This is a genomic window from Vibrio sp. QJM3NY_21 (assembly GCF_057785975.1).
On sequence record NZ_CM173514.1, the window covers coordinates 744,165 to 757,961 of the forward strand.

Annotated in this window: 8 protein-coding genes; 5 read left to right on the forward strand and 3 right to left on the reverse strand. The window is 44.8% G+C overall.

The annotated features are described in order from the left end of the window. Positions 1 to 76 precede the first annotated feature (76 nt). On the forward strand, positions 77 to 1,429 hold the full coding sequence (locus AC3CID_RS19005; protein ID WP_488527926.1) for an efflux RND transporter periplasmic adaptor subunit: 1,353 nt from the start codon (positions 77 to 79) through the stop codon (positions 1,427 to 1,429). Beyond that, a complete protein-coding gene (locus AC3CID_RS19010) occupies positions 1,416 to 4,493 on the forward strand; it encodes an efflux RND transporter permease subunit (protein ID WP_488527927.1) in 3,078 nt (1,025 codons plus the stop codon). Before AC3CID_RS19005 ends, AC3CID_RS19010 begins: the two co-directional genes overlap by 14 nt. A gap of 142 nt (positions 4,494 to 4,635) precedes the next feature. Here AC3CID_RS19010 and AC3CID_RS19015 read toward each other — a convergent pair whose 3' ends face one another. The 3 genes from AC3CID_RS19015 to AC3CID_RS19025 all read right to left on the reverse strand — a co-directional run bounded on the left by AC3CID_RS19015 (position 4,636) and on the right by AC3CID_RS19025 (position 7,424). Further along, entirely contained in the window at positions 4,636 to 5,388 is a 753-nt protein-coding gene (locus AC3CID_RS19015; RefSeq protein ID WP_488527928.1) for a DUF481 domain-containing protein, read from the reverse strand. A 190-nt stretch (positions 5,389 to 5,578) separates the two neighbouring features. Continuing rightward, the gene (locus AC3CID_RS19020; RefSeq protein WP_488527929.1) at positions 5,579 to 6,475 is read right to left on the reverse strand and encodes a hypothetical protein; all 897 of its coding nucleotides are present in this window, start codon (positions 6,473 to 6,475) and stop codon (positions 5,579 to 5,581) included. Between the two features lie 232 nt (positions 6,476 to 6,707). Next, entirely contained in the window at positions 6,708 to 7,424 is a 717-nt protein-coding gene (locus tag AC3CID_RS19025; RefSeq protein ID WP_009845448.1) for a GntR family transcriptional regulator, read from the reverse strand. Between the two features lie 317 nt (positions 7,425 to 7,741). On the opposite strand from AC3CID_RS19025, the gene mngA reads away from it, so the two are divergent. From mngA to AC3CID_RS19040, 3 genes are all read left to right on the forward strand, one after another. Beyond that, the gene (gene mngA, locus AC3CID_RS19030; protein WP_488527930.1) at positions 7,742 to 9,676 is read left to right on the forward strand and encodes a PTS 2-O-a-mannosyl-D-glycerate transporter subunit IIABC; all 1,935 of its coding nucleotides are present in this window, start codon (positions 7,742 to 7,744) and stop codon (positions 9,674 to 9,676) included. A 237-nt stretch (positions 9,677 to 9,913) separates the two neighbouring features. Next, a complete protein-coding gene (gene mngB, locus AC3CID_RS19035) occupies positions 9,914 to 12,583 on the forward strand; it encodes a mannosylglycerate hydrolase (protein WP_488527931.1) in 2,670 nt (889 codons plus the stop codon). A 45-nt stretch (positions 12,584 to 12,628) separates the two neighbouring features. After that, a complete protein-coding gene (locus AC3CID_RS19040; protein WP_488527932.1) occupies positions 12,629 to 13,795 on the forward strand; it encodes a glycerate kinase in 1,167 nt (388 codons plus the stop codon). Positions 13,796 to 13,797: the final 2 nt, after the last annotated feature.

Sequence of the window (13,797 nt, forward strand, 5' to 3'; positions counted from 1 at the left end):
AAGCTCATTAAGTAAGAAATAGCTGCTTAGAAAAACGTTTTAATTCAGACGAATTCAACGGTTATGGTTATTAAAAATGAAATTTACAAAGCTTAGTAAAACAATCTGTCTGGCACTGTTTGCCTTACATATCTCTCCATCGTTTGCCCAAGACTCGAACTTGATTCCTGTGACTATCGAAAAAGCGCACAAACAAGCATTCACTTCTTCTATCAACGAGGTTGGCAAAATCAGGGCGACGGACTCTGCTGCATTGACATTTAGTGCCTCCGACAAAATTCTCAACATCCATTTCAAAGATGGAGATTCAGTTAAAAAAGGCGAACTGATCGCTCAATTGGACAATACCAAAGCGAAAGCCGATTTAGACAAAGCAAGAAGCTCGCTCGCGCTAGCAAAGTCGAAATTAAAGCGAGTACAGGAATTACTAAAGAAACAGCCTGACTCTATGTCTCAACAAGATGTGGAAGAACTGGGAGAGCAGGCGAATCTAGCAGCCGCGGATTACAGACAGAAAGAAGCGCTGATGAATGACTATTTATTGGTAGCGCCATTTGATGGGCAGTTAACTAATTTTACCCACTCAGTGGGCAGTAAGATTGATAGCGCAACCGCGTTGGTGAGTTTGATCAAACTCGATCCTGTCGAAGTTCAGTATTCAATTGGACAGTCGGATTTAGGTAACGCGCAGCTTGGACAGAACGTTTCCATCCAAGTTGATGCTTTTGTCGATGAAGCCTTTTCTGGCGTAGTGGATTACATTGCCCCCGCGGTGGATGAGAGTTCAGGCCGTGTAGAAGTACACGCGCACGTAACCAACCCAGACCATCGCTTGGTTCCAGGTATGTTTGCCAAAGTAAGCCAAATGACGAGCGAAGACACAACGCAGATGGTGGTTTCCCAAAATTCCGTTCAAGCAAAAGATGCTGAGCGCTTTGTGTGGGTTGTGAATGGCGAAAAGATCGAACAACGCATTGTTGAATTGGGCGTAAATACTAACGACGGATACGTTGTTGTCGAGAAAGGCTTGAAACTGGGTGATAAGGTCGTAGTGACGGGACAACAGAACCTAAAGAAAGCGTCTCTAGTTAAGGTAATGAACCCTAATGCGGAGCAGAAAACGGTTGAGCTAATAACGGAACCGACAGACAAAGAAAACACTCAGCAGATTGTTGAGTCTAAAGTAGAAAAGAGCGTTACAAAGGTGGGTGAACCACATCCGGTAGAGCCTTCGGTTGATTGGACAGATGCATCGAAAGGTGTAGACGAAGCGATCAACGAAAACACCGAGCAAGCAGAGGTAAGCGCGACTGTTGAGCCGTTATCGAGCGAAACCCTAAGCCAGGAAACTTTAAGCAAGGAAATCCAAAGTAAGGAAACCCAGAGCAAGGAAGCCGTAACGAAGGAGAATCTGAATGAAGCTTCCTGAGATTTGTATTAAGCATCCAGTTTTTGCTTCAGTACTGAGTATCGCAATTGTTTTATTTGGCCTGCTGTCATTTCAGAAACTATCGATCCAATATTTCCCTGAACATGAAACACCGTCAGCGACCGTAACCGCGGCGATTAATGGTGCGAGCGCAGAGTTCATGTCACGTAACGTGGCCGACAAACTGATTACCGCTGCAACCGGTCTCGACAGTGTGAAAACCATGACGACGGACTGTCAGGAAGGAACGTGTAATCTAAAAATCATCTTTGAAGACGACATAGATGATGTCGAATATACCAGCTTAATGAACAATCTGCGCAGCAGTGTCGAAGCGATTGGCGATTTTCCACCAAGTATGACGGATAAGCCAACGGTAACGGATGACTCTTCTGACACCAGTATGCCCAGTAACATCATCACTTTTGTCAATACTGGCAAGATGTCGAAGCAAGATATGTACGACTACATTAGCCAACAGGTTGTGCCTCAGTTTAAGCATATACAAGGCGTTGGCGGTATTTGGGGACCGTACGGCGGCAGTGAAAAGGCGGTGCGTGTTTGGCTTCAACCCGATCGCATGATGGCGCTTAACATGAGTGCATCGGATGTAGTTGGTACATTAAGCTCATACAACGCGACATTTACCGCGGGTACTATCAAAGGTCAGGTGAGAGATTTCTCTATTAACCCGGTCAACCAAGTGACCAGTGTTAATGATGTGCGAGATTTGGTGATTCGTGTTGATAACGGCAAGATCATTCGTGTCGGCGATATTGCAGAAGTTAAAATGGGAGAAGAAAGCTTAACCCCGAGTATTCTTCGAGTCGATGACAACTTAGCAATGTCGATTCAGGTACTGCCACTGAAAAGTGAAAACCCAGTGACTGTTGCCAATAAGGTTAAGAAGCAAATAGACGTGATTCAGCCACAGTTGCCAGAAGGCATTGAGATGAAGATGGTTTATAACCAAGCCGACTTCATTAAAACTGCGATTGATGAAGGTTTTATGACTTTGGTTGAGGCGATTGTTCTTGTTTCAGCCGTTGTCGTGTTGTTCCTTGGTTCAGTTCGTGTGGCGTCTATTCCTATTATCACGATCCCAGTCTGTGTGATTGGTGTGTTTGCAGTTATGCATGTGCTCGGGTTTAGTATCAACGTGCTGACTATCTTGGCCATCATTCTTGCGATTGGTTTGGTCGTCGATGATGCCATCGTCGTTGCTGAAAACTGTTACCGACATATCGAAGAGGGCGAAACCCCTTTTAATGCGGCAATCAAAGGGTGCCGAGAGATCGTCTTTCCTGTGATAGCGATGACGCTGACTTTAGCAGTCGTGTATCTCCCTATTGGTTTGATGTCGGGCTTAACCGCCGACCTATTTAGACAATTTGCTTTCACGTTAGCAGCAGCAGTGATCATCTCTGGGTTTGTTGCTTTAACGCTCTCGCCCATGATGTGTGCTTACTTAATGAAGCCAGTTACAAAGCCGGCAAGGTGGTACAAAAAAGTTGATGCGAAGCTGAATGTTCTATCTGACTTGTACACCAAGGAACTTAGCAAATGGTTTGAGCGTAAAACACTGATGAGTGGTATTGCCTTGGTGTTGATTACTCTGTCTGCTTTGGCGGTTTGGACAATGCCTCAAGTGTTGCTTCCAACGGAAGATACTGGTTTTGTTGAGGTCACTTCAACGCCTCCTACAGGGGTCGGACGTCAGTATCACCTAGACAACAACGAGCAGCTTAACAGTGTGTTCAAAGGTGATAATTCAGTAGAAGCGAATTTATCTTACATCGAAGGGACTCCGACCAATCACGTTTTATTGAAATCATGGGGCGAACGTGACCAGTCAGCCGATGAGTTGGTGAACGAGTTTATCGCTAAAGCGCAAAGTTCAGTCTCTGCCTACGGCATGTCTTTCAAGGTTCGCTCTGCAGATAACTTAAGCATAGCGACCAATATGATCCTTGAGCTGACGACGGTTAACCGCGACACCTCGGTGTTGTCTGAAACCGCAAGTGAAGTCGTTGAGGCGCTTGAGAGTTATGAGGGCGTGACCAACATTAAAAATTCGATGTTACGCGACCAATTGCGTTATGACTTGTCGATTGACCGCAATGCGATTGTGTTGTCTGGCGTGGATTACAGTAATGTCACCAATGCGCTATCTACTTTCTTAGGTTCAGTGAAAGCGGCAGATTTACAAGCCGATGACGGTTATACATACCCCATTCAAGTTCAAGTTAACCGAAAGGATCTCGGCGACTTTAAGGTTCTCGATAAGCTGTATGTGGATTCACAGTCTGGCCAAAGGCTTCCTTTGTCTCAGTTTGTATCGATTAAACAAGTGACATCAGAATCGAACTTCAAGACATTCATGGGCAAAGACAGCGCTGAAATTACCGCTGACTTAATGCCCGGGTATACGGCTAGCGATGTAAAAGCTTATATCGACGACACGGTGCCGAGTTTGTTAAAACCCGCACAGAGCTACGAGTTCAATGGCATAGTTAAAGACTTGGTTGATTCAACAGCCGGTGCACAGGTGTTGTTTGTATTGGCGTTAATTTTCATCTTCCTGATTTTGGCGGCGCAATTTGAAAGCTTTGTCGACCCAATGATCATCTTGCTAACGGTTCCGTTGTGTATCGTGGGTGCGATTCTGACGCTATCGATATTTGGCCAAAGCCTTAATATCTACTCAAAAATCGGCTTGCTTACTCTGGTTGGGCTAGTGACCAAACACGGTATTTTGCTGGTGGAGTTTGCTAACGAGAAACGTAAATCGGGTGCAAGTGCTCAAGAGGCGGCGATCAGCAGTGCGCGTTCAAGATTGCGTCCTATATTGATGACATCACTCACCATGATCCTCGGTTCATTGCCACTGGCACTAGCGGATGGTCCGGGTTCATTAGGCCGTATCAATATTGGTTTAGTGTTGGTCGGAGGTTTGACTGCCGGAACCTTTTTCTCGCTGTTCTTAGTGCCAGTGGCTTACGTCGGTATGGCGAACCTAAAACAGATGGACATATTAGCTCGCTTGAGAACGAAAGCAGCATAGCGATATACTTTAAGTTTAAGTTTAAGTTTAAGTTTAAGTTTAAGTTTAAGTTTAAGTTTAAGCTAGATACTTCAAGGCCCTCGTTGTGAGGGCCTTTTGCTATGGGGGTTTCTAGATTAAGCGAAATGAGCGGTGCGGACGGTTAGAAATCGTAGTTTAGATTCATTGAACTGTAGATTTCAGCGTTACTTTGGTCTGATGCGACAGTAGTGTTGTAGATGTATTCGGTATCAAAAGTTAGCGCCAAATTGCCCATCAAAATATTTTTCAGATAGCCTTTGAGGTTGTAGTTGGTGTTCTCTTCACCGTAAGCCATGTTAGCCGTTGCCCCCATAGAAAACGTTTCTGTTAGGGTTAATGACCCATCAATATTGGCATTGACGATCAGTTCATAGTTCTCTTTTTTTGGAAGCTCTTCATCAGAAGACTGTCGTTGACTGATTCGGTAACCCGGGCCAGCGGAGCCTTGGAGTTTGATTCTTTCAGTATCATAAAAGTGGCGACCCAGTCCTGTAGCTGTTATGAATTGCTTACGATAAGTACCAAAGTGGTCGTGTTCAAAACGTGTTGTGGCGACCAAATAGGTGACTTCGTTCAGGTCATAGCTGATGCCATAGTTTGTGGTATAGCGATTAGTACCATCTTCGTCGTTTTCAGCATCGGTATAGTAGGTATCGAACTGAACTCGCTGTCCCCAGTTCTCTTTTTTGTATCCAACAGAGATTCCAGAGTTGATCGACAAAGATGAGCTGGTGTTTTGCGAGTAGATAAACCCAAGCTTAGTCAGGGTTGTAAAAGGAGATTCTTCAGCTTCTTCTTTTAACTCAGAACCTTCGCTTAATACGACGTCGCCTTCGAGTACCACTTCATCAACCTCTTCGGAAAATATGGGCATAGAGATAGCGATTAGAGCTAAAGGTAGCTTTGCTAGGGAACGTGTGCATGGAACTATGCTTGTTAATGGGCGCGTTGTTTGTGAGATAGTGTGTGTCGACATAATGGTTTGGTTTATAAGGTGATGAACACGACCAACCAAGAGTTAGTCGTGATGAGCAGTCAATGATTGAACCGTAAGGTCGAGTGAGTTACGACGCGATAGGCAAAGGTGAAAAGATCGTTTTGATCGCTGAGAACCCGTTACCTCGATGAGGGTTGAAGTCTTCAATGTGAACGAAAAATTCAAGTATCTCAGAGGGTTTATCATCTTCGACTAATAGGAACTCGAGTAATCCCTGTTCGACATGGCATGAAACAATGGTCTCACTCGAATAGTCAGCTAGAACCTGTTCAACATTGATTAAGACGCTCGTCTCAGGCAAGACGTTGAAAGCATCTTGCGCGCATTTAAGAATACAGCTGCACACATACTCACGATATAAGGTGTTGCTTTCTGAAAGGGATAAGGTTTCTAACTTTACTTCGCCTTGGCACAATACCTTTTTCTCTTTTGGGATCACGTTGTGCTTATTAACCTGAATATTGACTTCTAACAGGTGCCCATTCTTATAGGTATTAAAGTTATGGTTTATCAGCTTAGTGTCGACTACAGCGGCGTTTATAGGGTTCTGTTGCGCTTCTGAAAGGGCAGAAAGCTTGGCGCCACTATCGTTGTTTAAAATGCCTTTCGACAACTGATTACCTTTGGCCCAGTAGCTGTAGTGTTGAACCCAACTTACAAACTCAGTTTTGTATTGTTCGATGTCTTGTTCGGCGGCACGCTCGATATTATTGGTGAGGGTGTACAACTTCGACTTGCTGCCCAACAGCATATCTAGCCAGTTAGGCTTGTACTCATCAAGCGCTTCCATGGCTTTGACTTTATGATCGAATCGGACCGTTGGCATTGCCGGCGCAGGTTCCATCGCAATCGACTCCCAATTCATTTTTGGGGTCGGAATGGTATGCACGGATTGGATTAAGTGGAGGTGCTGATTGAATAAGCTCACTTCACTTACAGCGTCCTCAAGTTGTTTGGTATTCATCTACATTCCTGTCGACTGTTGTTCTTGTCATTTGGCGCTTAGTTTATGGTCAAAGCGCCAGAACAGTATTTAAATGAATGTGAATGATCTTTCGTGAGGTTACTTGATATTGGTTTAGGAATATTTGGGGAGGAAAGTGGGGTTTATGATTGAGTTAACAGCATAGAAACACAGAGAGCAAGGCGCTCTCTGTGTTGGTCATTTTGCTACTATCGAAACTTGCTGATGAGCATTATCTCTGGCGTCTTGCGACCAAAGTAAATCGGTAATCGTTAGACGTGAAGTAGTTACGGCTGTATTCAAACACCGTATTATTGGCAAGGTAACCACGAGTGCGCTTTTCAATAATCGGTTGAGCAGGGTCAATACCTAGCTGTTTAGCCACGTCTTCTGGCGGAAGAATCGGAACCAGTTCTTGTTCACTTCGATCAATCACCATGCCTTTGGTGTTTTCAATAAAGTCGTATTTTGATGTTTGCATCACTTGATAGGTAAGATCCGGGAATAGAGCAACCGGTAACCAGGTTTCTTCAACCGTGATTGGGTTGTTGTCTATAAAACGAACACGCTTTACGTAGAAAACCAATTCGCCTTCTTTGATATCTAGATGTTCAGACATCGCCAAAGAGCAGGGTTTCATTTCAAAGGCCAAAACCTCACTGTGTGTAACCACATCCAAATGCGCCCACTTTTCTTGAAAGCTCGACTGTTTGTAGATGTCGTAATTGATCTTGTTCTCTTTCACATAAGTGCCGCTGCCTTGAACGCTTTCAAGCTCATCGTTTTCGATCAGTAGCTTGAGTGCTTGTCTTACGGTGACACGGCTGACAGAAAAGACTTCACGTAGCTGTGCTTCTGTTGGAAGTGCTTCTCCAACTTTATATTCACCAGAACTGATCTTTTCTCTTATTGCATCGGCGATTTGGCGATACATCGGGAGTCTTGCCATTTTTGCCTCATTTGTACGCTAGAACAACTAGACTTTGTTTAAGAACCTGTACCTTAAACGCGTAGATTTGCTCTATATAATCCTAATTCAAAAGGTTAGGGTGAGCATCGTATCGGTATTTTGTAGTACATATAATACAAATTAAACGATACATAACAAGCTTTCTTAAAGGATTTACCAATACGATTTGAATACAAATTAAATACAAATATGTATTGATGAGATCGTGATCACGGATTAAATGTCTTGAAGTTGTATTATTCCTATCGTCGGCAGGGACGACTGTCGTACTAATCCGTGACTATGGGACAAAGGTTATGAAACTTACTACTCTAACGAATAAGTCGCTCGTAAATCTGCAAACTACGTTTAGCAGTCGAGAAGAAGCGATTTACGCACTTGCTGACCAACTGGATCAGCAAGGCAAACTGCATAACAAGCAAGAGTATCTTGATGCAGTATTTGCTCGTGAAGAGCAAGGCCCGACAGCGCTTGGTGAAGGCCTAGCTGTACCGCACGGCAAGACTGACGCGGTTAAAGAAGCTGGCTTCGCAGTAGCAACGCTTAAAGAAGAGATGAAATGGAAAGGCTTGGATGAAGACGAAGATGTCAATCTTATCTTCCTAATTGCGATTCCAAATGCAGAAGCGGGTTCTACCCACATGCATCTGCTCACTGCACTGACAACTACATTGGTTGACGACGATGTTCGCGAAGCGGTATTAAAAGCGACAACGGCTGAAGAAATCTTTGCGCTTCTTGATGGCGACAATCAACAAGAAGAAAGACAAGACAACTTAGATACAAATGCACCGACAATTGTATGTGTGACTGCTTGCCCTGCAGGTATTGCTCATACTTATATGGCAGCAGAATACCTAGAAAAAGCCGGCAAAAAGCTTGGTTACAAGGTTCATGTTGAAAAGCAGGGCGCAAACGGTATTGAAGATCGCTTAACTGCGGAACAACTTAATAATGCTGTAGCGTGTGTGTTTGCTGCTGAAGTTGCGATTAAAGAATCTGAGCGTTTTAATGGCATTCCTCGTGTTGAAACCCCAGTTGCAGAACCGATTAAGCACGGTGAACGCATTCTTAATGAAGCGATTGAAGAGTCGAAAAAAGGCAACGGAGCAGAACGTAAAGTTGCTACCGATGACAAACCGAAGAAACTGCCGTTGAAAACTGAGCTTAAACAAGCACTGCTTTCTGGTATTTCTTACGCGGTTCCTCTTATCGTTGCTGGTGGTACTGTTCTTGCGGTTGCTGTTCTTATCGCGCAAATTTTTGACCTGCAAGAGCTTTACGCAACAAAAGATTCTTGGCTATGGATGTATCGCAAACTAGGTGGCGGCCTACTGGGTACATTGATGGTGCCAGTACTGGCGGCTTACACAGCTTACTCATTAGCAGACAAACCCGCACTTGGCCCTGGTTTTGCCGCAGGTATTGCAGCAAACATTATTGGTTCTGGTTTCCTAGGCGGTGTTGTTGGTGGTTTGATTGCTGGTTACGTGATGCGTTGGGTAAAAGAGCATGTTCGCTTAGGCCCTGCGTTTAACGGCTTCCTTACTTTCTACCTTTATCCGGTGATCGGTACTTTGGTGGCAGGTAGCTTGATGTTATTTGTTATCGGTAAACCTGTAGCGTTCCTAAACCAAGGTCTAACGGACTGGTTGAACGGTATGTCAGGCACCAATGCGCTGTTATTGGGTGCGATTCTTGGTCTGTTTGTATCATTCGACTTAGGTGGTCCGGTAAACAAAGCCGCTTACGCATTCTGTTTAGGTGCAATGGCGAACGGTGTTTATGGCCCATACGCAATCTTTGGTTCAGTAAAAATGGTATCGGCGTTCACCGTAACGGCTTCAACCATGATTGCTCCACGCCTATTCAAAGACTTTGAGATTGAAACCGGTAAATCTACATGGCTACTTGGCCTAGCGGGTATTACCGAAGGTGCAATCCCAATGGCGATTGAAGATCCAATCCGTGTCATCGGCTCATTCTTACTAGGATCAGTGGTTACAGGTGCGATGGTTGGTGCGGCAGGTATTGGTCTATCGACTCCGGGCGCAGGTATCTTCTCTATCTTCTTGTTACACGATTCAGGTTTGGGCGCATTCTCTGCTGCTACAATCTGGTTCGGTGCTGCGATTGTCGGCACAGTGATTTCAACTGTTACTCTTCTGATGTGGCGTGGTCATGCTGTAAAAAAGGGTAAGTTTGAAGCAAGTACTGCAACACAGAACTAACTAAATTTTGAGCTAACTTCTAACTCGCAATTAAAACACCATATAAAAAATAACGAACAACTTGGCTGTCCTAAATACCTGTGCTCCTAACGGTTTTATTCACACAGATTCTGGGCGTGGTTTTCTGCACCCTAAATTTAGTGGCAGCCAATTTTAACCTCTTGAAAAAATTTAATTTAGTCGTATTTGAGTTCGAATTTTAGATTTACTCGAAGCGACACATTTAGGTAAATGATTATGACTACATCACGCGTACATATTACTCCACACATGCACTGGGATCGTGAATGGTATTTCACAACAGAAGAGTCTCGCATTCTTCTTGTGAACAACATGGAAGAAATCATGAACCGTCTGGAGAGTGATCCAGAATACAAATACTACGTTCTAGATGGTCAAACCGCTGTTCTAGAAGACTACTTTGCGATCAAACCAGAGAACACAGAACGCGTAAAAGCATTGGTTGAAGCGGGCAAGCTTATTATTGGCCCTTGGTATTCTCAAACCGACACAATGCAAGTTTCTGGTGAGTCGATTGTGCGTAACATGATGTATGGTATTCGTGACTGTATGAAATTTGGCGACGCAATGAAGATTGGTTACCTACCAGATTCATTCAGCATGAGTTCTCAACTGCCGATGATCTATAACGGTTTCGACATCACGCGTGCAATGTTTTGGCGTGGTTGTTCAGAGCGTCATGGCACCAACAAAACAGAATTCTTATGGCAGTCTAATGACGGCAGTGAAGTTACGGCACAAGTGCTTCCGCTAGGTTACGCAATTGGTAAATACCTTCCGCAAGATGAAGAAGGTCTACGTGCTCGTTTAGATAAGTACTTCCCAGTGCTAGAAAAACCATCGGTAACGAAAGACATCCTATTGCCGAACGGCCACGATCAAATGCCGATTCAGAAAGACATCTTTGAAGTAATGGACAAACTTCGCGAAATCTACCCAGATCGTGAATTCTCAATGAGCCGCTTTGAAGAAGTGTTCGAAAAAGTAGAAGCGGCACGCGACCAACTCGATACAATCAAAGGCGAATTCAACGACGGAAAATACATGCGTGTTCACCGTACGATTTCTTCTACGCGTATGGACATCAAATTGATCCACGCAGAAATCGAAAACAAGATTGTAAATATCTTAGAACCGCTAGCATCTATCGCTTGGACATTAGGCTTTGAATACCACCACGGTTTGATTGAGAAAATGTGGAAAGAGAGCATGAAGAACCACGCTCATGACTCGATTGGCTGCTGCTGTTCTGACAAGGTTCACGCTGAGATCCTTAACCGCTACATCCTTGCGGACGACATGGCGACAAACCTGATTCATTTCTACAAGCGTAAGATTGTCGACCACATGCCGGATCGCGAAGGTTGCGACAAACTGGCGATGTTTAACCTTTCTCCGTACGAGCGTGAAGAAGTGGTGAACACAACCATTACTATCCGTGCTCAAGAATTCTCAATCTTTGATGAAAACGAAAACCCAGTTGAGTACTTCATCCAAGACAAGCGCCAAATTGACCCAGGTAAAGTAGACCGTCAAATCGTTCACTACGGTAACTACGACCCGTTTATGGAGTTTGATATTCAAATCAAACGCACTGTGCCAGCAATGGGCTTCACCACGTTACACATCCAAGGGAACGAGAAGGGCGCAGTAAAAGTTGCAGAACAAAAAGACTATTTGCTAGAGAACGAGTACTACCGAGTCAATGTGAACGACAACGGTACTCTGACTATTTTCGATAAAGAGACAGAGCAAGTATTCGACCAAGTACTTCGTTTGGAAGACGGTTCTGATGACGGCGATGAGTACGATTACTCTCCATCTCGTCAAGAATGGTTACTGTACTCAGACGAGTTCCCAGTGGAAACATCGATTGACCACCAAGGCTTCCAATCGGTAGCGAACATCGCTTTCCGCATGAACGTACCAGCAAACCTTGCAGAGCGTGAAGAACGCACGGGTCAAAATGGTTTTGTTGAAGCGCAATGCCAAGTGGTATTGAAACAAGGCTCTCGCCGCATCGAAGTCCGTATGGAATTAGACAACCAAGCAGACGACCACCGTGTACGTGTTTTAGTACCAACGCCATTTGTTTCTGAAACTGTGGTTGCTGATAACCAGTTCGGTTGCATTACTCGCCCAACCAATGACCCAGCAATGGCGGTTTGGGAGGAAGAGAAGTGGAAAGAAGCGCCAGTTCCTGTGTATCAGTTAATGAACTTTGCTGCGCTAGAAAACGGCAAAGCGGGTATGGCTATTATGTCGAATGGTCTGCGTGAATTTGAAGTGATTGCATCTAAAGGTGACGAAAATAGAGATACCTTCGCACTGACACTATTCCGCGGTATCGGCGTGTTAGGCAAAGAAGAGCTATTGCTTCGTCCGGGTCGTCCTTCAGGTATCAAGATCCCGACCCCTGATTCACAAGTGCGCGGCAAGCTAGTGTGTGAATTCACGCTGTGTGGTTTCTCTGGTAACCACATTGACGCAAACGTCATGGCGCAAGCACGTGACAATGTCACTCAAATCGAATGCTACAACAAGATCCCTTACAACGCGATGAAGCTAAACGTGGGTGAGCAGAACCTTCCGATGAACTTCAGCCTTCTGTCTAAGCAACAAATAGGCGCGGTACTAAGCGTACTGAAGAAAGCGGAAGACGAAGATGCACTGATCATGCGTGTCTACAACCCAGCAGAAACAGGTTCAGTGTCAGATTCAATCTCGTTTACTCAAACCGTTTCAAGCTGGAAAGAGACAAGCATGGATGAGCGCGTTCGTGAAGGTGATGTAACAACAGAAACCTTCGGTGACTTGTCTTTTGGCGACTTATCTTTTGGTGAATTAGCATCTTGCCAAGCAAAAACATTCCAAATCAAATTCTAATTTCAATAACCCGCTCACCTTGGTGGGCGGGAATGGTGAACGACAATGAAAATTGTAATTGCCCCTGATTCGTTTAAAGAATCACTCGACGCTCATCAAGTTGCGTCTTGTATTGAGCGTGGATTTACGGACGTTTTCCCTCATGCAGAGTTTGTGAAAATGCCACTCGCTGATGGTGGTGAAGGCACGGTAGACGTGTTGCTAGAGGCGCTCAATGGTAAGAAACAACGGTTGAAAACGATGGACCCAATCGGACGTGAATGCACAGCTTACTGGGCATCGTTAGAGCAGACTTTTGATGGAATTAAGGTGAAAACTGCCTTGTTGGAATTTGCTCAATCGTCGGGCTTAGACCGATTAACGGTAGGAGAAAGAGCACCTTTAACCGCGTCTTCGTTTGGTACAGGGCTATTGATTAAGGATGCGTTAGATCAAGGCGTTGAACAAATCATTATCGGCTTGGGCGGTAGCGCAACCAACGATGCAGGTGCTGGTATTTTACAAGCGTTGGGAGGCAAGTTATTAGACAAGCAAGGCAACGAGTTATCTGGTGGCGGCGCCGAATTAAGTCAGCTAGCAAGCATCGATCTTGATGGGCTGCACCCGAGATGCAAAGAAGTTGCGTTCGTGGTCGCTTGCGATGTGAATAATCCACTGTGTGGCGAAAGCGGAGCAAGTGCCGTGTTTGGTCCTCAGAAAGGGGCTTCACAAACTCAAGTTCAACAACTTGATGCTGCCATTGGTCACTTTGCCGATATCGCACAAGCACATACGGGTACTAATCATCGCGACACAGCTGGTTTTGGTGCTGCTGGTGGCACACCTCTGGGGTTAAGTCTTGCATTCAATATCCAAATTAAAGCGGGTATTGAGATGGTATTAGATGCCTTGGATGCAGATAAGGTTCTTGAAGGTGCTTCACTGGTCGTGACCGGAGAGGGGCAGATGGACAACCAAACCCTGCAAGGTAAAACACCTTTCGGTATCGCTCAGAGAGCTCAAAAGCTGAGTATTCCAACCATTGGAATTGCGGGCTCTTTGGGGAAAGACGTTGAAAAGCTTTACGGCTCAATGTCTAGCTTATTTGGAACCGTACGTTCACCTCAGTCTTTAGACCAAGTTTTATCAGAAGCGGATCAAAACCTGACTCGCACTGCCCGTAATATCGCCGCCACGCTCAAGCTTGGCAGCCAGATTTTTAATGAGAAGTAATG